The organism is Flavobacterium branchiophilum FL-15 (assembly GCF_000253275.1).
GTDB classification, from domain to species: Bacteria; Bacteroidota; Bacteroidia; order Flavobacteriales; family Flavobacteriaceae; genus Flavobacterium; species Flavobacterium branchiophilum.
In genome coordinates, this window is the sequence record NC_016001.1 from 1,636,042 (window position 1) to 1,658,843 (window position 22,802).

Below are 22,802 nucleotides of genomic sequence, written 5' to 3' on the forward strand. Positions count from 1 at the left end.
CCAATTCCATTCACAGCCCTTGATAGAGTTTGTCGAAAAGTTTTTGGTTAGCATTTCAAGATGATTTGGTTCCTCTTTTTTTATGAAAATTTGTAAATAAATGCTATTTTATTTCAATGTTTTTATTATTTTTGAAAAATATTTAAAGGCAGTTTTTTCACAGACTGAAGTTGGCAGAAATACTAACACAAGACTACTTAAAAATTAAGCTTAAAAATCATTAAAATAATTTCTATATTAGTAGCATATTTAATTTATGAATGAAATTACCAAAATATCCTTTATCATCTAGTGAAACATTAATGTCTTTTGATTTTATTAGTGAAGGACACAAAGGACTAATTCATAAATTAGTAAAGTATCAACCCACGAATATTGATAATGTTTATAATTTAGCTTTTGGAGATAAAGACTTGCAAACTGGAGAAATAGATGATGAAGTTGTTTCGAACAATGGAGATAGTGAAAAAGTTTTAGCTACTGTTGTATCAACTGTTTATGCTTTTACTGATAAATATCCTAATTTTAGCGTTTATGCGTCAGGAAGTACTAAAGCCAGAACTAGATTGTATAGAATTGGAATAACAAGGTATATAAATGAAATTAAGTGTGATTTTGAAATTCTTGGGGAGTTAGAAGATGATTGGGATGAATTTCAAGTTGGTGTTGAATATGAAGGCTTTTTAGTTAGAAGAAAAATATAAATATTTAATATTTTTAATATGAAGGATATAAATGAATTAAAAAATAGAAAAACTCCAATTGTTGTATTGGACAAGTCTCTAAATAAGTTTGACAATTTAAATCTTTTTAAAGACAAATTGGAAAAGGCTAATAAAACATTTGAAAGAATAGGATTGCCTAAACAATGGGCAAAATAAGTACCTCTACCAACAGCTAGCCTTTCGTTGCGGCTGCAAGCCGAGCAATGAATTGTAATCAACGAATACCTTTATAAAATATAGTTAATGAGTTAAAATCCTGTTGAACGAACTGAAAGAAAACGAATACCAATAAAAAATAAAATCTATGAGTTAAACCGATTATATGCTGTCAATACTTTATGGAGTTATCGAAAAGTTTTTGGTTAGCATTTCAAGATGATTTGGTTCCTCTTTTTTTTATGAAAATTTGTAAATAAATGCTATTTTATTTCAATTTTTTTTATTATTTTTGAAAAATATTTAACAACAGATTTTTCACAGACTGAAGTTTTTCGACAGCATTGTGCGTTGAAAACCTTTAAATTAAATCTAAATTTATGAAAAAAATTAACTTTTTAATTATACTAATTTTCTTATATGGGCATCTTTATTCTCAGAATATGTTAAAAATTGGAGATAAAGCTCCAAAAGTAAACATTACAGATTATATTTTAAATATTCCTAATGATAAAAACATTGAAAATAAATATATTATACTTGAATTTTGGGCAACTTGGTGTGCTCCTTGTTTAGGTGCAGTTCCGCACTTAAATGAACTACAAAATAAATTTAAAAACAGAAAAGATTTATATTTTTTTTCTTTAACTTACGAAAAACCAGATAAAATAAAACGAACGCTTGAAAAAGTAGAATTTAAAACTATAGTTGTTTCAGACCAAACAAAAAAAACAGAGGCAAGTTTTAATGTAGAGGGCATTCCACATACAGTTTTAATTGACAATAAAGGAATTATTAAATGGATTGGAGAACCAAATGAATTAAACACTTCAATGATTGAAAACTTATTGAGTGGAAAAAATATTCTAACAGAAAAGATAGAATTAAAAACTGAAAAAAAAGAAGAGATAGAAGCTGAAAAAAAGGAATCGGAAAACAACACAGACGTTGTGTTAGGTTTTCTAAAAGACAAAAATACTCATTATATTTTTAGTCTAATTAATGCAAATAAAAATGATTATGGTATGGCAATTGAAGCTTTTGAGAAAGGAAAATACATAGACTTAAATAACAACTTAAAATCTATACTTGCAAAAATTATAAAAAAACCGGAATTTCAAATAATTATTAAAGATGATTTAATTGAAAAAAAATACAACCTCTTGTATAAAAATTCAAATAAAGTTGACACAGATGTTCATATAAAAATTTTAAAAACTAATTTGCTAAATGCACTAGACTTAGCAGAAAGCATTGAAACAAAAAAAGTAGAAGTTTATAATTTGAAAGTCAAAAATGTAAATAAATTAAGCATTTCTATCAAGGAAGATGATGATGCAAATCATATTAGTGATAATGACACACATTTTGTCTTTTCAAATTCAAAAATTGAAACGCTAATTAAAGAAATTGGTAACTATCAAAAAATAATAATTTTCAACGAAACAGGACTAAATGATAACTTAGACTTTATCATAAGAAAGGGAAATTTGAAAGAATTGAGTAATGATTTAGAGGAATATGGTTTAATTTTGGAGAAATTTTCAAAAGAAATTGATTTTTATAATTATAAATAAAATGCCAATATGAAATTGAACGAAAATTTACAGAAATTACTTCCTTTTGGTTATATTTTTCTTGTTGTACTTGGAATAATTAAAGAGAGTGTTTACTATTACCAATTCGGAATAAACATTTTAAAATATTCAAATATTATGGATATATTAATCAGTCCAATTGCTGACTTAACTTCTCACCCAATTATACTTTTTGGTTTTATCACATATCTTTTTTCGTTGTATTTGATGGTTTTTATTCTATCAAAAAACTATCAAAAAGAATGGGTAAGAAAAATAGTCGGTTCCAAAAAATCTTTAATCGATTTGACAGAAAATGAAGTAAAATCATACTTTGGGAAAATTTTTATTTTAATGTTTGCAATTGGTTTGTTGTCATTTTTTCTTGGAATTGGAATTGGAAATGGAATAAAGGTTTCAAAAAAAATCTCAAAAAACGAGTTAAAGTATGATAATGAAATTACATTTAATAGTAACGAAACAAAACAAGTATATTTGATTGGTTCTAACAGTGCAAATTATTTTTATGTAGAAAAAGGAAATAATAATGTTCAAATTTCTCCTGTTGGAGCTATAAAAACTATAACATTAATAACTAATAAACAATTAAATGAAAAATCAGAAATTAAGTGAAAGAAATACAGCCGATTTAAAAAAATCTGAAAAATCTATAAAAACAATTACGGGTATTCTTTTAGGAATGTTGTTAGTTTTATTTATGCTTTCATTGTATATAACATTTACGAAAGGTTTTACAGCTTTATTAATAATTCCAATTACTTTAATGCCAATTGTAATCTTAAATTTTAACACAATAAATGAAATAAAAAAAGAGCTTAAATCAAGAATTGAAAATTAGCACTGCACACAACGCCAGAGTTTCGTTGCAGCTACAAGCCGAGCAATGAATTGTAATCAACGAATATTAGTTAGTAAATAAAATTAGTATATTGAAAATGATACAAGAAAAATGAAAAGATTTTTTTATGAATTGATCTAAAATTATAGTTATGTTCCTAAAGCTTTATTTTAAAAATCTAAATTATTTGGTATCAAATATTAAACAAACTGGCGAACAAAGTGCAATGGATTTTGAGGTGTTTTTTAAGGTTCCTGTGTGCCTATTGCGTTCAAAAACTTCAATAGTATTCGTATATTGATGGGCTATAAGTAAGTATTTGTCATTAGGAGAAAGTACAAAATTACGTGGGCCTTTGCCATTTGTACTTTGATTTCTTAAAAATGTAAGCTTGCCATCATTGCGAATTTCAAAACACGAAATGGTATTGGCAGCACCTCTGTTGGTAGCATACAAATATCGATTATCTTTTGTAATATGCACATCGGCTGCACTGGTTTCGCCTTCAAATGTGGCCAAAACAACACTTGTGTCCTGTATCCATTTTAATTGTCCTTTTTGATATTCAAACACACTCAAAACGCCATTTAATTCCTGAAGTACATATACATATTTTCCCTTATTATCAAATGTCAAATGTCTTGGGCCAGCGCCTTTTTTTAATAAAACACTGTCTTTTTTTGTTAAAATATCTTTGGTTTGATTGGGATTGTATTGGTACAAATATATTTTATCTAATCCTAAATCGTTTGATAGAATATATTGATTATCAGAACTAAAAACAACCTGGTGTACGTGTGGACTTTGTTGCCTTTTGTCATTAAATCCTTTGCCTTGGTGTTGCACTACTTGTTGGGCTTCGGATAAACTTCCATCAGTATTTTTTTTAAAAACAGTAATATTTCCTCCAGAATAATTGGCTACAATAACATTTTTTTCGTCGTTGATAATGTGGCATGGATCGGCTCCTTTTGAAGCTTGACTGTTTTGAAAAATAATTTGATTTGCTTTTACATCAAAAGCACTTACCGTACTTTGTGGGCCGTTTTCATTTACTGCATAAAGTGTTTTCTTATTTTTTGACAAACTCAAATAACTAGGATTGACTACTGTTTGGCTATGGGTAACGAGTTTGGATTTGCCATTTTGTTCATCAAATTCATATAAGTATATGCCATCACTTTGACAATTTTGTGTGTAAGTGCCAACCCACAAATTTAACTTTTTTGATTGAGCAACATTTTTAGCAAATACAAAAAATAGGCACGAAATGAATAAGTAATTTTTCATTATTATCGAGTTTAGTTGTTACAAATATAATTTTTTTAACTTAATAATCGATTAACTTAATTTTTTTTTAGAGAACAAAAATAAAAGTAGTATTTTTGACCAAATAAAAATAAGTATGCAATTCAAACATCCTGAAATTTTTTATAGTTTTTTATTACTTTTAGTTCCAATATTGGTTCATTTGTTTCAGTTAAGAAAATTTAAAACAGAATATTTTACAAATGTAAAGTTTTTAAAAGCACTTAATTTACAAACTAGAAAAAGTGCTACTATCAAAAAATGGCTTTTATTAGCTTGTCGGCTGTTGTTATTGACGTGTTTGATTGTAGCTTTTGCTCAACCTTATTTTTTATCTAAAGATTTTAAAAATGCTCAAAACAATTTGTATATTGTATTAGATAATTCTTATAGTATGCAAGCAAAAGGCAAGCAAGGAGCTTTATTAAAACGTACAATTCAAGAATTGTTGGAACACACACCAGACAACATTAAGTTTTCAATATTTACAAACGATGCTGTTTTTTGGGATACCGATATCAAATCTTTACAAAAAGAGTTACAAAACACCACTTATTCAACAAAAAAGTTTGATTTATCTATTGCTTTGTCGCAAATACGTACGCACCAAGTATCTCATAAAAAAGATATAGTGGTTATTTCGGATGCAATTGGAACCGTTGCCCCGTTTCAACAAAATCAAGAAAATGAAAATTATTATTTTGTCAACCCAACGGCCGAACATCAAAACAACGTCTCTATTGATAGTGTTTATATAAGCCAAAAGCTTGATAATTTTTATGAAATTACTGTAAAAACCAAGTATTTTGGATCTGATTATCAAGACATTCCATTGACTATAATGGACCAAAACAAAATGGTTGGTAAAACCATTATTCAACATAAAGGCATAGATCATTTACAAAAATTTACAATTCCTAAAAAAGATTTTCATGGCTTTGCTCAAATTCAAGATAACGGATTATTGTACGATAATACATATTATTTTAGTTTGTCCACCCCAAAATTGAGCCGTGTACTTTCTATTGGCAATGCTGCCAATAACGGTTTTTTGAAAAAAATATATACTTCAGATTCATTTGAATTCAAACAACAAGAGGTACATCAAATTCAATTTAATGAACTTGAAAATCAAGATGTTATCATTTTAAATGAACTAGACGAATTATCACAATCGATTCAAAATACGTTATTTACATTTGTTAATAATGGTGGAAGCATGATAATTATTCCTTCAGAAAATCAGAACAATACATCTTTTAATGCTTTTTTGAAACAATTGGGCACATGTCTTTTTTTAGATTGGAACGAACAAGAAAAATTAATTCAAAAAATCAATTTTTCGCATCCCATATTTCAAAATGTATTTGAAAAACAAATGACTAATTTCCAATACCCTTTTTCAAAAAAATCATTACAAATTCAAAACCCAGGAAGTTGGATTTTGAATTTTGATGATCAAAGCCCTTTTCTGGTTCAGTTACAAAATCCATTGGCACAAATATTCATTTTTGCATCGCCTTTAAATAAAAAAATATCAAATTTTCAAAACGCACCGCTCATAGTTCCTGTGTTTTATAAAATGGGAATTCACAATCAAAAAACTGGATTTGAAACTTTTAATATGGGCTATGATTTGCCTTTTTATGTCGAGGAAACGGTTGATAAAGATAGGGTGTTAAGTATAAAAAACCAACAAGAGTCTTTTATACCTGAACAGCAAATTGGGCAGCACAAAGTAAAACTTTTCTTTAATGAATTACCTCAAAATGCAGGTAATTTTGGTGTTTATAATCAAGAAAACTTACTAAAAAACATAAGTTTTAACCACCAACGAACGGAAAGTGATTTATCTATACACAATGCAGCTGCTTATGCTGATTTTAAAAAAATTAACCATTTAGAAGCATTTTTTAGTACACTTCAAAGTGATAGAACAGACAATTTTGTTTGGAAAATCTTTGTTGTATTGGCTTTAATTTGTTTGATATTAGAAATAATTATTCAAAAATTTATAAAATGAATTTAATTCTCCGTTCCGCCAAAGTAATAGATATTGAAAGCCCATTTCATCAGCAAGATGTTGATGTTTTGATAGAAAAGGGGTATATTAAAAATATAGGTTTTAAGCTTGATAATCATGATAAATATGAGGAAATTTCGCTCGAAAATTTACATATTTCTCAAGGTTGGTTTGATAGTAGTGTTTGTTTTGGTGAGCCTGGTTTTGAGGATCGAGAAACCATAGCAAACGGTTTGCATGTTGCAGCAAAATCTGGTTTTACGGCATTGGCATTACAGCCCAACACACAGCCTGTTATCGATACTCAATCGGAGGTGTATTTTGTAAAATCAAAAGCACAAAACCAAGCTGTAGCTATTTACCCAATTGGAGCATTAACCAAAAAAAGTGAAGGTAAGGATTTGGCCGAATTATTTGATATGAAAAATGCTGGAGCAATAGCCTTTGGCGATTATAATAAAAACATAGAAAATCCTAATTTATTAAAAATAGCTTTACAATACACACAAGATTTTGATGGCTTGGTAATTGCCTTTTCCGAAGATTCTTGGTTAAAAGGACATGGAGTAGTTAATGAAGGTATTGAAGCTACTCAATTGGGATTGAAAGGAATTCCCAATATAGCAGAAGAGATTCAAGTAGCTCGAAACTTATTTTTATTAGAATATACAGGCGGAAAATTACATATTCCAACTATTTCTACTAAAAAATCTGTTAGTTTAATAAAAGAAGCTAAGGCTAAAGGGTTGCAAGTTACTTGTAGTGTAAGTGTACATCATTTGGTATTGACAGACAACAAGTTACAAGAATTTGATACTATTTACAAAGTTTTGCCCCCACTGCGAACAGATCATGATCGTAAAGCATTGATAGATGGGGTTTTAGATGGTACTATAGACATGATAACATCAGACCACAATCCAATAGATATTGAATATAAAAAAATGGAATTTGATATGGCTAAATATGGTTCGATTGGGTTAGAAACGGCATTTGGTGCATTGCTTCAGGTACTGCCTTTGGAAGTGGTGGTTGATCGATTTACAGCATCAAAAAGTGTGTTTGGTATTGAAAAACAGTCAATTAGCATAGGGTCAAAAGCCAACATTACTTTGTTTAATCCTGAAAAAGAATGGATTTTTGAAGAAAAAGACATACTTTCAAAATCGAAAAACGCTATTTTTTTGAATCAAAAAATGAAAGGAACCGTGTATGGAATATACCATAATTCCATATTGGTATTATAAAATAAATTCCAATTAGATGTTACTTTTCATCAACATCTAATTGGTAATTTTTTTAATTTTTTATTAAAAATTAGGACTTAGTGTATATTTTTTGTAAAAACTGTCTAATGCTTGTACCACTTCGTCTTCGTTATCTACAATTTTGATTAGATTTAGGTCTTCTGGACTAACCGTTTTTTCAGTATCAATTAATACATTTTTAATCCAATCAATTAACCCCGCCCAAAAACTTGAACCTACTAAAATAATAGGAAATTTCGCTATTTTTTTGGTTTGAATTAGCGTTATTGCTTCAAAAAGCTCGTCTAAAGTACCAAATCCTCCGGGCATGACTACAAACCCTTGAGAATATTTAACAAACATCACTTTTCTTACGAAAAAATAATCAAAGTTTAAGTTTTTATCTCGGTCTATGTAGGGGTTAAAATGTTGTTCAAATGGCAATTCAATATTGAGACCAACCGAGGTGCCTCCTCCAAGATGTGCTCCTTTGTTGCCTGCTTCCATAATTCCGGGGCCACCACCTGTAATAATACCATAGCCTGCTTTGCTTATTTTGTAAGCTATTTTTTCGGCTAATGTGTAATATTTTGTATCATGTTGGGTTCTTGCTGACCCAAATATAGTTACACATGGGCCAATTCTACCCATGGTTTCGTAGCCATTTACAAATTCAGACATGATTTTGAAAATAGCCCAACTGTCATTGGTTCTAATTTCGTTCCAAGTTTTTTGCTTTAATTTGTCTTGAATTACTTTGTCTTCGTCGTTGTCAAAATCTTCTAGTCTCATATTTTTCTTTCTAAAATTAATTAATCGTTTTATTTTACATTAATATGTTTTTTAAATATTAATGTATATATCCTGCATCTTTATCAGTCCAAAAAAAATTTCATATAATTGTGTTTTTCTCCAATCATTTATCATTCTCAAAGTGCCATTTCCAAGTATTTCGATATTTTTCCTAATAAAACAAGGATTTCGAAGAACCGAGAGATGTACTTTTTTTAATTCTTTTATGGTAATACTTTTTATTAGTGCTTATTTTTCAACTTTCTTTTTGTTATCTCGTATTTGAATTTAGGATTATTTGTATGTAAATTTAATAATTTCAGGCATCATAAATATAAACAATCTTTTTTATCTTAATTCTTTTTTCAAAAAAGCGGCCGTAATACTTTTTTTGTTTTTGATTATTTCTTCGGGTGTACCTTTGGCTACCAATTGGCCACCACCTTTACCTCCTTCTGGCCCAATATCTATGATATAGTCTGCCAGTTTAATCACGTCCATATTGTGCTCTATAATGATGATGGTGTTGCCTTTATCTACTAATTTTTGAATGACTTCCATCAAAATTCTGATGTCTTCAAAATGCAAACCAGTGGTGGGCTCGTCTAATATATAAATGGTATTTCCCGTGTCTTTTTTACTCAATTCGCCAGCCAATTTAATGCGTTGAGCTTCGCCACCCGAAAGGGTAGTGCTTTGTTGTCCAAGTGTAATATAGCCTAGACCTACATCTTGTATGGTTTTTATTTTTCGATAAATTTTCGGAACATTTTCAAAAAAAGGAACTGCTTCATCTACGGTCATATTCAAAACATCTGCAATAGATTTGCCTTTGTATCTAATTTCAAGTGTTTCCCTATTAAATCTTTTGCCCATACACGTTTCGCACGATACATAAACATCGGGTAAAAAGCTCATTTCGATAGTTCGCACTCCCGATCCTTCACAGGTTTCGCAGCGTCCACCTTTTACATTAAAACTAAATCGACCAGCTTTATATCCTCTAATCATACTTTCAGAGGTAAGTGTAAATAAATTTCGTATTTCAGAAAATACTTCTGTATATGTGGCTGGATTACTTCGTGGAGTTCGGCCAATTGGGCTTTGATCTATGTCAATTACTTTGTCCAAATGTTCTAAACCTTCTATTTTTTTATAAGGTTTTGGAATTTTAACCCCATTAAAAAAGTGGGCATTCAAAATAGGGTAGAGGGTTTCGTTGATTAAAGTCGATTTGCCACTTCCTGACACTCCTGTAACGCAAATGAGCTGACCTAAAGGCAATTCAATAGTTACATTTTTCAAATTATTGCCTGTTGCACCACTTAATTTCAAAAAATGTCCGTTGCCGGCTCTACGTTTTTGGGGTACTTCAATTTTCATGTGTCCATTCAAATATTGTGCCGTTAGCGTATTGTGTTTCAACAACGCTTTTGGAGTACCTTTGCTAATGATTTCGCCTCCAAACTTACCTGCTTTTGGACCAATATCTATCACATAATCAGCACGTTCTATCATGTCTTTGTCGTGTTCTACAACCAAAACAGAATTGCCAATGTCTCTTAAATTTTCGAGTGAACGAATCAATTTTTCGTTGTCTCTTTGATGCAGTCCAATGCTGGGTTCGTCTAAAATATACAATACACCAACCAACTGCGATCCAATTTGAGTTGCCAATCTGATGCGTTGGGCCTCGCCTCCTGATAGCGATTTGGAGCTTCTACTCAATGCCAAATAATTGAGCCCTACGTTCATTAAAAATGCCAATCTGTCTTTGATTTCTTTTACTACTTCTTTGGCAATTTGTTGCTGTTTTTCAGATAAATATTGGTCTAACGTGGCAAACCATTCGGTTAAATCTGCAATATCCATATCTGATAATGCAGCAATATTTTTTTCATTAATTTTAAAATACAACGACTCTTTTTGTAGCCTTGTACCATTACATACACTACAATTTATTTCGTCCATAAATTCTTTTGCCCATCGTTTGATGACCGCAGAACCACTTTCGTCATATTGATTTTTAATAAAATTTGAAATGCCTTCAAATTCAATTTTATATTCTTTTGAAACGCCAGATATTTTTGAGGCTACTACAAATTTTTCATGCCCACCATTCAAAATCACTTCCATGGCTTCGTCAGAAATTTTTTCGATTGGATCGGTTATTTTAAAATTGTATTTTTCGCCAATATTTTCTAATTGTTTATAAATCCAATTGTTTTTATAGTCGCCCAAAGGGGCAAACCCTCCTGCTTTTATCGACAATTTGGCATCGGGAACTATTTTTTTGATATTAATTTCGTTTGTAGTGCCAAGTCCGTTGCAATGAGGACAAGCCCCTTTTGGTGAATTGAAAGAAAACAAATTGGGCTCTGGATTTTGATAGGAAATTCCAGATGTAGGACACATTAAATTTCTCGAAAAAAATCGCATATTGCCGCTATCTTGGTCTAATACCATCATCACATTTTCTCCGTGTTTCATAGCAGTTTTGATACTTTCAGACAGTCTTTTTGTAATTTCTGCAGAGTTGTCTATTTGCATCCTGTCTATAACGATCTCAATATCATGGGTTTTGTATCGGTCTAGCTTCATGCCAGTTACCAAGTCTTTTATAGCTCCATCAACCCTAACTTTTAAAAATCCTTGTTTGGTAATTTGTTGAAAAAGTTCGGCATAATGTCCTTTTCTGGCTCTAATAACGGGAGCCAAAATATTGATTCGTTTGTGGTCAAATTCTTTAAGTATCAAATTTTGGATTTGTTCATCGGAATAGGAAACCATTTTTTCGCCTGTATTGTAGCTATAAGCATCGGCAGCTCTTGCAAAAAGTAATCTCAAAAAGTCATATATTTCTGTAATTGTACCAACTGTCGAACGAGGACTTTTACTTGTTGTTTTTTGTTCAATAGCAATCACTGGCGAAAGACCATCTATTTTATCTACATCTGGACGTTCTAACCCCCCTAAAAATTGACGGGCATAGGCCGAAAAAGTTTCTATATACCGGCGTTGTCCTTCTGCATAAATGGTGTCAAATGCCAATGACGATTTTCCTGAACCTGAAAGCCCTGTTATTACTACCAATTGATCTCTTGGTATCGAAATATCAATATTTTTCAAATTGTGTACCCTTGCACCTAAAACTTCGATTGTGTTTTCTGAATCCAACATATTTTTATCTGTAAAAAAGCAAAGATATAATTTTTGAAATAATATTTATTGTAATTTTGAGTTATATTGACATGTTTATCACGCATTAATTGTAGTTTTTTTTAAATTAAAATAAATAAAATTGTATTTTTGCTTGCAACATGAAATTACATGGTTTGAAAAGCTATAAAATAATTTTTTTCATTCCTTTTTAATAAAATTTTGATATGAAATACATTGCTTCTTTTTTGCCTTTAATTATTTTATTAGCTTTGATATCTTGTAGGAACGATTTTGAGTTTGTTGCAAGTAATGGTACTTTAGCTTTTTCAGAAAAAACAATTTATTTAGATACTGTTTTTTCAGATATAGGTTCGAGTACTTACACCTTAAAAGTGTATAATCGAAGTGCAAAAGATATTAAAATACCCGTAATAAAATTAGCAAAAGGAAATGCTTCTAAATACAGAATTACTGTAGATGGTATGACTGGAGATGTAGGAAGTACTGGTAAAGTTTTTAGTAATGTAGAACTTTTAGCAAAAGATAGTTTGTATATTTTTATAGAAACTACAGCTAATATAACCGATGCAAATCCGACTGATTTTTTATATACAGATGAAATTCAATTCGATTCTGGAACGAATTTGCAAAAAGTAGATTTGGTAACCTTAATTCAGGATGCTTATTTTATTTTTCCAAATAAAGAAAATGGCACTTATGAATCTGTTCCATTTGGGATTGATGCTGCTAATAATACCGTAAATATTTGGGGCAGAAACTTGCAACATGATCATTTGAAAAACGGAAATGAATTTCAATTTAAAACAGATAAACCTTATGTAATTTATGGTTTTGCAAGTGTTCCAGATGGTGAAACATTGCATATTCCAGCGGGGGCAAGGGTACATTTTCATGCGGAATCGGGTTTAATTGTTCAAAATAATGCTACACTAAACATTGCAGGAACAGTTTCTACGGGCCCTAGTTTGGAAAATGAAGTTGTTTTTGAAGGCGATCGTTTGGAACCCAATTTTAGCGATGTTGCGGGACAATGGGGTTTTGTATATTTAAGACAAGGTAGTTTAAATAATTCGATCAATCATCTTACTTTAAAAAATGCAACCATAGGTCTTTTTGCAGTTGATTGTAATTTGAATATACAAAATTCTCAAATTTATGATTGTACTAATTATGGTATTTTAGGCCGAAAAGCACAAATTGATGCTAAAAATGTTGTAATAAATAATGCAGGACAAGCTACTTTAGCCTGTACAACTGGTGGCAGTTATAATTTTGTTCATTGTACTTTAAACAACAATTGGTCAAATTCGCAACAAGTAGCTTTGTATATTGATAATTATATTTTAAATGCTAATAATCAACAAGTTCCGTATGATTTGGTGGCTTGCAATTTTGTAAATTGTATAGTATATGGTAGCAATAATGTTGCATTGTTTTTAAGTAAAAACGACAGCAAATTATTTAATTTTAATTTTAATCATTCGTTATTCAAATTTAATGATGCCAATACTCAAATAGCCACAAACGTACTATATGAAAGCATCAGAAACGAACAAAATGGCAATAAAAAGAATTTGAATCCTAATTTTGTTAATGTTTCTAAAAACAAATTGTGGCTTTCGCAAGCACTTACTATCCCTGTTAATGTGAATTATGCTAATTTTAATGATATATTAAATTATAGTCGTAATGTCAATCCCAATCTTGGTGCTTATCAGTATCATTAAATTTTTATCTTAAAATTGAAAAATGACCTGATATTTGGATGGTGTCTTCAAAATTTGCGCTGTACCAATAATCGGCTGCTGGCAAATCTAGGCCTAAATATTTACCATCCCAACGGGAGTTACTGGTTGATAGTTTTTGTATCAATTTGCCGTATCTGTCAAAAATATAAAAATGGAAGTTTCTAAAATCCTGAGCATTTTCAATTTCAAAAAAATCGTTTATTCCATCGTTGTTTGGACTAAAAAAATTAGGAATTTGTACCAAAACAAACGCTTTGACATCTGGAATATTACAAGAATTTGTTGTGCGAACATAAGCTTTTTTTAATCCACCACTTACATTGTAAAATGTATTTGAATTTTGAAAATGAATGCCATCTAACGAATATTCAAATGGGCCTTGGTTTTCGCAAATGATGGTTACTGTGCTAAATTCTGTAATCACTTGTGCAATTTTTGGAACCACAGATTGTGTTACAAAAAACGTTTTGGTGCTGGAACAATTATTGGCAATGGTAACTGTAACAGTATAAGCCCCTGCTTGATTCACGAAAATAGATGGTGTTGTAGCAGCATTTGACCATAAATAAGTAGCATTTTCTTCATTTACAGTAAGTAAAAGAGACTCATTTGGACAAATAAGGACATTTTGATTGGCCCCTAATTGAGGTACATCTACCAATTGAATTGTAACAGGTGTTCGGGTGTTTGAAATACACAATGAATTTATATTTTTTGCTTCGGCATAATAAGTTCCAGAACTAGAAGGTGTCAATACATTTGAATTGGCAAGTACCAAATCGTTGCCCGTGGGGCTACCATACCAATTTGTAGTTTCATTAGTATTTACACTTACAGCTATACTTTTATTAATTTCATTAATACAATACGTTTTATTTCCTAAACTCGTTGGAGCATTTGGAATTGATATGATATGAATTCCGAATTCTGGAGTTACTGTCGAACAAAAATCATTATTCAAATTAGAAATATCTTGGGCAATTTTAACTCGATAATAAGTTGTAGTACTAAAATTGGTAACCCAATATGTTGTGGAATTGGCACCAGAAATGGCAGTCCAATTGATGGCATCATTACTTTTTTGCCATTGATAAACATGGTTATTAGGATTGTTTATTTCTACTTGTAATTGAATGTCATTTGGTAATTGATTCTGACAAATATTCATAAAATTACTATTGACTCCAGCTGTTTTTATTTGTGCCAAATCGCCACACGAACGAAACATAATGTCGTCTATAGCCAAGTCGTTGCCACAACCTCCTGCACCATTATTTCTCATTTTCAATACAACAGACGTTTGGTTACTTGCAGTAGTAAATACCAATCCATATTGCGTCCAAATGGGGGCATTAGTGCCTTGAATAGCATTGGTATTGCCCGATTGTAACAATGTGGTTTCTGTTTCGTCCCAAATTTCAAATGTTACATTTATTGGAATTCCAGTACCACTACAAGCCCCAACAGATGCAGCATTATATACATTCATCAACCAAGCCGAAAACTCGAAAGTAGTATTGACACATAAATTGGTTACTACTTTTTTGAAAAAATAATTGGGGGCAATACTGGCATTTACTATCAGCGATTTTCCATTATATCCATTCACATCTGTATCAGGAGTATGATCTAACGAATTGTGCCATGAACTGTATAAATTTGTTCGATAATGTAATGTATATTGCCCATCATTTGGTGTGCCATTTATAAAAGTATAGGAGGTTATACCAGGGTTTAAAGCTGGGCCAAAATCCAATCCTGAACCAAAATTTTCAGTAAATATGGGATCTCCTTTAGTGCCTGTACAAAATCCAAGTTGGGCCTGAACTACGTGAAAATGGCAAAATAGTATAAAAAATAGGGTCAGTGTTTTTAATTTCATTTTGTAAAAATAAATAAAAAAAACAAAAAACCTCATGAACAACTCTAAAATTTTATTAAAAACGATAAGCTAATCCAATTGTATGTTGAATGTGATTGCCCTCGGAACTACCATTCAAATTTGATTTACCAATTGTTTGAGCTACAATACCAAGGTTTTTAACGAATTTTGTAAGTCCAAAACTACTTCCACAATTGCAATCCGTATAATCATCTCTAAACCAAAAATAAAATCCAAATCCATAATTCAAATTGGTATATATTTTATTATTGATGGTACTCATACCTAAACCTGTTACTAAAAATGGGGAAAAATTGTGAATTTCAAATAAAGGTTCATAAAACGTTCTAAATTCATATTTGGCCATGACATCCATGGCAAAATATTCCATAGCATTATTGATGTATTTTCCATTAACGAGTTTACCCGATTTGTATTGATTGAAAGTAACAACACTTTCGGCACTAAAATCGTCAATAACATGCATGTTGAAACCAAAATACGAAGGATATGTTGCCATATTCCATTCTTCTTCAATGTTAAAAGCTTTATTGGTTTTTGTAAATGAATCATCAACAATATTGATCCCTACAAAAATTTTATAAGACTCATTGGTTTCATATCGACTTTGTGCAATTGCAAATAGCGAATTAAAAAAGCAAATTAAAATAATAACTTTTGAAAGTGAAAAAATAGGGGGGAATTTTTTTTTCAGTTTGGATTGTTGTTTTTGCATTACTTACAAGTTTTGTTTTAAATATTGTTTTTGAAATTTTATTTGTTAATGATTAATTCGCAAAGTATTTGTCATTCATCCGAACAACTGAACCATTTGTCTGTTAATAAAAATAGTCTATTTTTATATTCGCAAATTTTATAACTATACCAAAGTTATTGTTAATTTCTTTAATTTAAAACCTATAATCAAATTTGATTTTTTTTTTTTTATTAAGGTTAAAAATACAATCTTATTTTTTAAATTAAATATCAATATTTGTAAAATAATATTAATAATAAATTTAAAAAATTTATATTTTATGATATTTTTTATTTTTTTAAATATTATTATTATAATAATAAAAACATTTTTTTTATTCAAAACCAATTAAATCAACGAATAATTAAGTTAAAATATTAATTTTAATTTAATCATTTCATAAATTGATTGGTAAGCACAATTAGTTTTTTATAAAATTTAGAATTATAAATCTCTAAAAATATGGGTAAAAAGTTTAAATAAAAAGATTTTTAGTATTTTAAGATTTATTTTATAAAAAAGTGTATTTTCATGTATTTTATTTATATTTTTATATTTTATAAAAAAGATAAAAAATTAAGATATAATTTAATATTTATTATACATATTAAATAATTGATTTATAAAATAAAAATATAAAATAATGGAAGTAAATAAAAGAAGGATATAGAAAATAAAATAATTCTTATTTTTATAAATTTTTAAGCAAAAAAAAATCTCCCAAATGGAAGATTATCAAAAATGGCAAGCGACCTACATCGCACCGCTCAACCGCTTACCCTTGCTACGTTCCCATCCTGGGGGATTCTGCAGGAGCTGGTCGTGTAGGACTTGCCGCTGCAAATATACAATCTTTTTGTATATTTGCAAGCGTAAATATTAATTATTATCTATTTTTTTAGTTAATTAAAAAACTTTTTGGTTATGAAAAATTATAAATTACTGTATTATAGTATGTTAACTGTGTTTCTTTTGGGGCTTTATTCTTGTAATAGTACTAAAGAAAATATGTTTAGCTTTGATAAAAAAAGCTTTAAAAGTCAATATACTCGAAGCGAGTCGATGCAAATTGGCATTGAAAATCCAGAAAATAAAGCCATCGACAGCATTATTTTTTATTTAAATGAAAAAAATATTGGTGCACAAAAAGGAGCTGGAGCTTTTAAATTTGAATTGAAAAATCAAATATTGGGACTTCAAGATGTTAAAGCGCTCGTATATTTTGAAGGCAAAAATCAAGAAATTGTATCCAAAATTGAAATTGTATCTTCTATTGAACCCCAATTATTAAATTATAAAATTGTGAATACTTTTCCGCATGATACCACTTCTTTTACAGAAGGGTTTGAGTTTTATGGCAATGATTTATATGAAGGGACAGGTCAAAAAGGCACATCGAGATTGTTAAAAACCCAATATCAAACGGGCAAAATTGTAGATTATATCAAATTAGACAACCAATATTTTGGAGAAGGTATCACTATTTTAAAAGACAAAGTATATCAACTGACATGGCAAGATAAATTGGGTTTCATATATGATTTAAAAACATGGAAACTCGAAAAAACGTTTCAATTTGATCAAAATATTGAAGGTTGGGGTCTAACAAACGATGGCACACATTTGTATCAGTCTGATGGCACTGCACGTATTTGGACAATGGATGCAGCCACTCAAAAAATGGTTTCTCATATAAATGTTTATTCAGGAAGTACAAAAATTGAAAGTTTGAATGAATTGGAATGGATGAATGGTAAATTGTTGGCCAATATTTGGCACAAAGATGCTATTGTGGTGATCGATCCAAATTCTGGGGCCGTAGAAGGCATACTTGATTTATCTGCTTTGCATCAAAAAATAAAAAGCAAATCAGAAGAAGCGGTTTTGAATGGCATAGCTTTTAGAAAATCGACAAATACCATTTTTGTTACGGGTAAAAATTGGGACAAAACGTTTGAAATTACATTACAGTAAGTCTTGAGTCCTAAGTCTTAAGTATTAAATCTTGAGTATTAAGTCTAAAGTCTAAATTAAGACACAAGTCTTGAATACTTACTAAAATACAGAAAAATAAAATGATGATTTCTATTACAGAAAAAACGCTTCAAGATTTGCAATTTCCAACTGTTTTGGAAACTATTTCTGATATTTGCAATACGGATTTAGGCAAAGAAAAAGCCCTTAAAATAAAACCTTACAAAGATAAAGAGGCATTGATGGGGGCTTTATTGCAAACATCTGAATATGTTTCGAGCTTTGACAATAATAATGCTATTCCTAATCATGGTTTTGAAGGTATTGCTCATGAAATTAAATACTTGTCTATAGAAGATAGTTATTTAGAGGCAAGCAGCTTTAAAAAAATAATTACAATTTCTGAAAATGCTAATGCTCTTATTTTATTTTTTAAAAAATTTGAAACGTATTACCCAAATTTGCACCAACGGGCATCGGAAGTAACCTATACAAAAGAAATCATCCAATTGATTGAAGTTGTGATTGATAAATATGGCGAAATTAAGGACGATGCTTCATTAAATTTGAAAGAAATTCGTAAAAATATGAATGTTGTAAGAGGAAAAGTTAATCAAAGTTTTGGATCGGCACTTTCTCAATACCAATCTTTAGGTTATTTGGACGACATCAAAGAAAGTTTTGTTCAAAACAGGAGGGTTTTGGCCGTTTTAGCCATGTACAGACGAAAAGTAAAAGGCAGCATTTTAGGAACTTCCAAAACGGGTAGTATTGCATATATAGAACCAGAAGCCACATTAGTATATTCTAGAACTTTAAGCAATTTAGAATATGAAGAAAAAGAAGAAATTATTAGGATATTAAAAAAATTAACTTATGAAATAAGTAATTATTTACCAGTAATTATTGCATATCAAGATTTTTTGAGTGATGTAGATGTGGTGGCTGCAAAAGCCAAATATGCCAATAAAATAAAGGCCATTTTGCCCCATATTGTTGAGGAAAGAAAATTATATTTTAAGGAAGCTTTTCATCCTATTTTATATTTATCAAATAAAAATAAAGGAGAAATTACTTACCCTCAAACCATATCATTTTCAAACGATAATCGAATTATTGTAATATCTGGACCCAATGCTGGCGGAAAAACCATTTCGATGAAAACCGTTGGTTTACTCCAATTGATGTTGCAATCGGGTATGTTGATTCCTGTTCATGAGCGAAGTGAAACATGTTTGTTCGACCGTATCCTAACCGATATCGGCGACAATCAATCCATTGAAAATCATTTAAGTACATACAGTTATCGGTTGAAAAACATGAACTATTTTTTGAAAAAATGCAATCAAAAAACCTTGTTTTTGATAGATGAATTTGGAACAGGTTCCGATCCTGAATTGGGTGGTGCCTTGGCAGAAGTTTTTTTAGAAGAGTTTTATCACAGAGGTGCTTTTGGCATTATTACGACCCATTATTCCAATTTGAAAATGTTGGCCAACGAGTTGCCTTTTGCCTCAAATGCCAATATGCTTTTTGATGAAAAAACACTGGAACCCCAATACAAATTGGTAATTGGTCAAGCCGGAAGTTCGTTTACCTTTGAAGTTGCCCTAAAAAATGGTATTCCATTTGGATTGATTAATCGAGCCAAAAAGAAAATAGAAGGTGGCAAAGTTCGATTTGACAAAACAATAGCCAATTTGCAAAAAGAACGGTCGAAGATGGAAAAAACGTCTCAAACCTTAAAAGAAGAAGAAACAAAGGCACGTGAAGAGAGCCAAAAAATGGAACGTATAAATACTAAAATACAACAAAAACTTGAAAGTTATCAGGAATTATATGATAGTAATCAAAAAATGATATACATTGGACAAAAAATTGATGATTTGGCATTGAAATATTTTAATAATAAAAACAAAAAAAATCTTGTAAATGAATTTTTAAAAATAATAGAAATAGAAAATTCCAAAAGAATTAAAATTAGCCCAAAGGAAGTTAAAGAAAAAATTGAAAAAAAGAAAGAAATTATAAAAGAAGTTGAAGTAATTGTTGAAGTAATTCGAATAGAAAAAAAGGAGAAGAAACTCAAACCTGTAATCGAAAAACCCAAAGTAGCCTTGAAAGTGGGCGATAGGGTACGAATGATAGAAGGACGTGCATTAGGCACAATAGACAAAATAGAAAAAAACAAAGCCATCGTCAATTATGGCATGTTTACCTCCAAAGTAAGTTTGGAGGAGTTGGAAGTGGTGTAATCAAAACCCCAAAAATAATGAATAAAAAAATAGTTTTATTTGATGGAGTTTGTAATTTGTGTGAGGCTTCGGTTTTGTTTGTAATTGAACACGATAAAAATGATGTTTTTCGGTTTGTGGCATTGGATTCTGAAAAAGGAATAAACATTTTAAATACTATACATTTGGACAGAAACAAAGTGGATAGTATTGTATTGTATGTTGCTGAAAATGAATATTATATAAAATCTGATGCGGCTATCGAAATAGCCCTTCATTTTGATGGCCTTTGGAAAATAATGGTTGTTTTTAAAATTATTCCAAAAATAGTTCGAAATGTAATATATGATTTTGTTGCTAAAAATCGTTATAAATGGTTTGGCAAAAAGGAAAGCTGTTTGATGCCTAATCCAAGTTTGAAAAATAAATTTTTATAAAAAATGTTATTGTATGTAAAAAATATTATTTATTGTCTTTTTTATTTTTTATGTAGAATATAGTTTACAAATAAGCACAAAATATTAATTGAATTTGAATTATTTTGAGTTAGGGATAGTAGTTGAAATCCTTTTTTGAGGTTTTTTCTGTTACAAAAAAGATTATTTCACAATATGATATTTCTTTTGGAGTCCAATGAAAGTTGTTTGAAACAGTTAACACGACCTTGGGTAACACCCCAAAAAGACTAAATATGGACTATTTTATTTAAAATGTAGCTGTTATCGTAAAGTTGATTTGAGCATTGGATTTAATATAATACTATTAAATTTTGAAAATAAATTAAATATATATATCTTTGTTAAATATATCGCAATAAAATGACAATAAAAACATCAAATGAACAAAGCAATCATTTAGAAGCTTATTTTCAAGAATTTAGAAATCAAATCATAGGAATTCATCAAACTTTTGAATCGCCTTTTGGTGTTCAACGCATTATTTATACAGATTGGACAGCAAGTGGCCGCTTGTATGAACCAATTGAACAAAAAATGATACATCAGTTTGGACCTTTTGTAGCCAATACACATACAGAAACTACTGTATCTGGAACTGCCATGACTATGGCCTATCATAAGGCCAGGCACCTTATCAAACAACACGTTCAGGCTAACGAACATGATGTTTTGATAACTGATGGTACAGGAATGACGGGGGTTGTCAATAAATTTCAACGTATTTTAGGTTTGAGAATTTCAGAAAATCTTAAATCTTTTACTACTATTCCAAACGACATCAGACCCGTTGTTTTCATATCTCACATGGAACATCATTCGAATCAAACGTCGTGGCTAGAAACAATTGCTGAAGTAGTAGTTATTCCGCCATGTGAAAAAGGGTTGTTTTGTATAGATCATTTGAAAGCATTATTAGAAAAATACAAACATAAAACCATCAAAATAGCTTCTATTACCTCTTGTTCCAACGTAACGGGTATTAAAACACCTTATATGGATGTGGCACAATTGATGCACGACAATAAAGGATTGTGTTTTGTAGATTTTGCTTGTTCTGGCCCCTATGTTGCCATCAACATGCACGAAGATGAGTCTCGTTATTTGGATGCTATCTTTTTTTCGCCCCACAAATTTTTAGGTGGCCCTGGTACTTCTGGTGTATTAATTTTTAATAAGAAATTATATCAGAATTTAGTGCCCGATTGCCCAGGAGGTGGCACAGTTACTTGGACAAACCCGTGGGGTAAACACCAATATATAGATAATATAGAAGAACGAGAAGATGGAGGGACACCTGGATTTTTGCAAGTGATAAAAACCGCATTGGCAATTCAATTGAAAGAAAAGATGGGGGTTCAACATATTTTAGCAAGAGAAAAAGAATTGGTTTCGTATGTTTTTTCAAGATTGAAAGCTATTCCAAACCTCCATATTTTGGCGGGAGACACCACCGATAGATTAGGGGTTATATCCTTTTATATCAACCATTTGCATTTTAATTTGGGTGTAAAATTATTGAATGACAAATTTGGAATTCAAACCCGTGGCGGCTGCAGTTGTGCAGGAACTTATGGTCATTATTTATTGAATGTCAATCAAGAAAAATCAAACGAGTTGGTCTGTAAAATTGCTTCGGGCGATTTGATCGAAAAACCAGGTTGGATACGTATGTCTATACATCCAACTACTACAAATGAAGAAATAGCTTATGTATGTGATAGTATTGAAGCATTAGCTGCAAATTTTGAAACTTGGAGTAAGGATTATCATTATATTCAAAATTCAAATGAGTTTTATCATCGCACCTATCAGTCAGATGTTGCCACAATGGTTGCTACATGGTTTGAATAATGGTTTTAAAATATTTAAAAAAAGGGTC

17 protein-coding genes and 1 other RNA gene are annotated in these 22,802 nt (G+C 30.2%); 12 read left to right on the forward strand and 6 right to left on the reverse strand.

Going from position 1 to position 22,802, the window contains the following annotated elements; translation table 11 throughout:
* Positions 1–260 precede the first annotated feature (260 nt).
* The 5 genes from FBFL15_RS07090 to FBFL15_RS07105 all read left to right on the forward strand — a co-directional run bounded on the left by FBFL15_RS07090 (position 261) and on the right by FBFL15_RS07105 (position 3,317).
* A complete protein-coding gene (locus FBFL15_RS07090) occupies positions 261–704 on the forward strand; it encodes a DUF6934 family protein (protein ID WP_014083936.1) in 444 nt (147 codons plus the stop codon).
* Between the two features lie 18 nt (positions 705–722).
* Positions 723–881, forward strand: coding sequence for a hypothetical protein (locus tag FBFL15_RS16615; protein ID WP_014083937.1), 159 nt, complete (start codon positions 723–725; stop codon positions 879–881).
* Positions 882–1,261: 380 nt separating this feature from the next.
* Entirely contained in the window at positions 1,262–2,458 is a 1,197-nt protein-coding gene (locus FBFL15_RS07095; RefSeq protein ID WP_014083938.1) for a TlpA family protein disulfide reductase, read from the forward strand.
* A gap of 9 nt (positions 2,459–2,467) precedes the next feature.
* Positions 2,468–3,091, forward strand: a complete 624-nt coding sequence (locus tag FBFL15_RS07100; RefSeq protein ID WP_014083939.1) for a hypothetical protein — start codon at positions 2,468–2,470, stop codon at positions 3,089–3,091.
* Entirely contained in the window at positions 3,069–3,317 is a 249-nt protein-coding gene (locus FBFL15_RS07105) for a hypothetical protein (protein WP_014083940.1), read from the forward strand. The genes FBFL15_RS07100 and FBFL15_RS07105 overlap by 23 nt, the downstream gene beginning before the upstream one ends.
* 183 nt (positions 3,318–3,500) lie before the next feature.
* Here FBFL15_RS07105 and FBFL15_RS07110 read toward each other — a convergent pair whose 3' ends face one another.
* Entirely contained in the window at positions 3,501–4,607 is a 1,107-nt protein-coding gene (locus tag FBFL15_RS07110; protein WP_014083941.1) for a lactonase family protein, read from the reverse strand.
* Between the two features lie 115 nt (positions 4,608–4,722).
* Between FBFL15_RS07110 and FBFL15_RS07115 the strand changes: the two genes are divergently transcribed.
* The gene (locus FBFL15_RS07115) at positions 4,723–6,648 is read left to right on the forward strand and encodes a vWA domain-containing protein (protein WP_014083942.1); all 1,926 of its coding nucleotides are present in this window, start codon (positions 4,723–4,725) and stop codon (positions 6,646–6,648) included.
* A complete protein-coding gene (locus FBFL15_RS07120; protein ID WP_014083943.1) occupies positions 6,645–7,895 on the forward strand; it encodes a dihydroorotase in 1,251 nt (416 codons plus the stop codon). The genes FBFL15_RS07115 and FBFL15_RS07120 overlap by 4 nt, the downstream gene beginning before the upstream one ends.
* 63 nt (positions 7,896–7,958) lie before the next feature.
* Here FBFL15_RS07120 and FBFL15_RS07125 read toward each other — a convergent pair whose 3' ends face one another.
* Both FBFL15_RS07125 and uvrA read right to left on the reverse strand, forming a co-directional pair.
* The gene (locus FBFL15_RS07125; RefSeq protein WP_014083944.1) at positions 7,959–8,687 is read right to left on the reverse strand and encodes an LOG family protein; all 729 of its coding nucleotides are present in this window, start codon (positions 8,685–8,687) and stop codon (positions 7,959–7,961) included.
* Between the two features lie 348 nt (positions 8,688–9,035).
* Positions 9,036–11,867, reverse strand: coding sequence for an excinuclease ABC subunit UvrA (gene uvrA, locus FBFL15_RS07130; RefSeq protein WP_014083945.1), 2,832 nt, complete (start codon positions 11,865–11,867; stop codon positions 9,036–9,038).
* Between the two features lie 206 nt (positions 11,868–12,073).
* On the opposite strand from uvrA, the gene FBFL15_RS07135 reads away from it, so the two are divergent.
* Positions 12,074–13,597: a hypothetical protein gene (locus FBFL15_RS07135; protein WP_014083946.1), complete on the forward strand. Its 1,524-nt coding sequence runs from the start codon at positions 12,074–12,076 to the stop codon at positions 13,595–13,597.
* A 4-nt stretch (positions 13,598–13,601) separates the two neighbouring features.
* On the opposite strand, the gene FBFL15_RS07140 is transcribed toward FBFL15_RS07135, so the two are convergent.
* The 3 genes from FBFL15_RS07140 to ffs all read right to left on the reverse strand — a co-directional run bounded on the left by FBFL15_RS07140 (position 13,602) and on the right by ffs (position 17,094).
* The gene (locus FBFL15_RS07140; protein ID WP_014083947.1) at positions 13,602–15,500 is read right to left on the reverse strand and encodes a T9SS type B sorting domain-containing protein; all 1,899 of its coding nucleotides are present in this window, start codon (positions 15,498–15,500) and stop codon (positions 13,602–13,604) included.
* Positions 15,501–15,555: 55 nt separating this feature from the next.
* A complete protein-coding gene (locus FBFL15_RS07145; RefSeq protein WP_014083948.1) occupies positions 15,556–16,236 on the reverse strand; it encodes a hypothetical protein in 681 nt (226 codons plus the stop codon).
* Positions 16,237–16,996: 760 nt separating this feature from the next.
* Positions 16,997–17,094: signal recognition particle sRNA small type (ffs, locus tag FBFL15_RS16000), an RNA gene on the reverse strand.
* 87 nt (positions 17,095–17,181) lie between these two features.
* Here ffs and FBFL15_RS07155 point away from each other — a divergent pair.
* From FBFL15_RS07155 to FBFL15_RS07170, 4 genes are all read left to right on the forward strand, one after another.
* Entirely contained in the window at positions 17,182–18,231 is a 1,050-nt protein-coding gene (locus tag FBFL15_RS07155; RefSeq protein WP_014083949.1) for a glutaminyl-peptide cyclotransferase, read from the forward strand.
* Between the two features lie 104 nt (positions 18,232–18,335).
* The gene (locus tag FBFL15_RS07160) at positions 18,336–20,486 is read left to right on the forward strand and encodes an endonuclease MutS2 (RefSeq protein WP_014083950.1); all 2,151 of its coding nucleotides are present in this window, start codon (positions 18,336–18,338) and stop codon (positions 20,484–20,486) included.
* Between the two features lie 17 nt (positions 20,487–20,503).
* Positions 20,504–20,902: a thiol-disulfide oxidoreductase DCC family protein gene (locus FBFL15_RS07165; RefSeq protein ID WP_014083951.1), complete on the forward strand. Its 399-nt coding sequence runs from the start codon at positions 20,504–20,506 to the stop codon at positions 20,900–20,902.
* 381 nt (positions 20,903–21,283) lie between these two features.
* Positions 21,284–22,774, forward strand: coding sequence for an aminotransferase class V-fold PLP-dependent enzyme (locus FBFL15_RS07170; protein ID WP_014083952.1), 1,491 nt, complete (start codon positions 21,284–21,286; stop codon positions 22,772–22,774).
* Positions 22,775–22,802: the final 28 nt, after the last annotated feature.

Excerpts from the sequence above, each read along its gene's own strand:
- FBFL15_RS07155 (WP_014083949.1), top strand. The coding sequence starts at position 17,182 with ATGAAAAATTATAAATTACTGTATTATAGTATGTTAACTGTGTTTCTT.
- FBFL15_RS07145 (WP_014083948.1), bottom strand. The coding sequence starts at position 16,236 with ATGCAAAAACAACAATCCAAACTGAAAAAAAAATTCCCCCCTATTTTT.
- FBFL15_RS07135 (WP_014083946.1), top strand. The coding sequence starts at position 12,074 with ATGAAATACATTGCTTCTTTTTTGCCTTTAATTATTTTATTAGCTTTG.
- FBFL15_RS07165 (WP_014083951.1), top strand. The coding sequence starts at position 20,504 with ATGAATAAAAAAATAGTTTTATTTGATGGAGTTTGTAATTTGTGTGAG.
- FBFL15_RS07100 (WP_014083939.1), top strand. The coding sequence starts at position 2,468 with ATGAAATTGAACGAAAATTTACAGAAATTACTTCCTTTTGGTTATATT.
- FBFL15_RS07120 (WP_014083943.1), top strand. The coding sequence starts at position 6,645 with ATGAATTTAATTCTCCGTTCCGCCAAAGTAATAGATATTGAAAGCCCA.
- FBFL15_RS07105 (WP_014083940.1), top strand. The coding sequence starts at position 3,069 with ATGAAAAATCAGAAATTAAGTGAAAGAAATACAGCCGATTTAAAAAAA.
- FBFL15_RS07110 (WP_014083941.1), bottom strand. The coding sequence starts at position 4,607 with ATGAAAAATTACTTATTCATTTCGTGCCTATTTTTTGTATTTGCTAAA.
- FBFL15_RS07160 (WP_014083950.1), top strand. The coding sequence starts at position 18,336 with ATGATTTCTATTACAGAAAAAACGCTTCAAGATTTGCAATTTCCAACT.
- FBFL15_RS07115 (WP_014083942.1), top strand. The coding sequence starts at position 4,723 with ATGCAATTCAAACATCCTGAAATTTTTTATAGTTTTTTATTACTTTTA.
- FBFL15_RS07125 (WP_014083944.1), bottom strand. The coding sequence starts at position 8,687 with ATGAGACTAGAAGATTTTGACAACGACGAAGACAAAGTAATTCAAGAC.
- FBFL15_RS07090 (WP_014083936.1), top strand. The coding sequence starts at position 261 with ATGAAATTACCAAAATATCCTTTATCATCTAGTGAAACATTAATGTCT.
- uvrA (WP_014083945.1), bottom strand. The coding sequence starts at position 11,867 with ATGTTGGATTCAGAAAACACAATCGAAGTTTTAGGTGCAAGGGTACAC.
- FBFL15_RS07170 (WP_014083952.1), top strand. The coding sequence starts at position 21,284 with ATGACAATAAAAACATCAAATGAACAAAGCAATCATTTAGAAGCTTAT.
- FBFL15_RS16615 (WP_014083937.1), top strand. The coding sequence starts at position 723 with ATGAAGGATATAAATGAATTAAAAAATAGAAAAACTCCAATTGTTGTA.
- FBFL15_RS07095 (WP_014083938.1), top strand. The coding sequence starts at position 1,262 with ATGAAAAAAATTAACTTTTTAATTATACTAATTTTCTTATATGGGCAT.
- FBFL15_RS07140 (WP_014083947.1), bottom strand. The coding sequence starts at position 15,500 with ATGAAATTAAAAACACTGACCCTATTTTTTATACTATTTTGCCATTTT.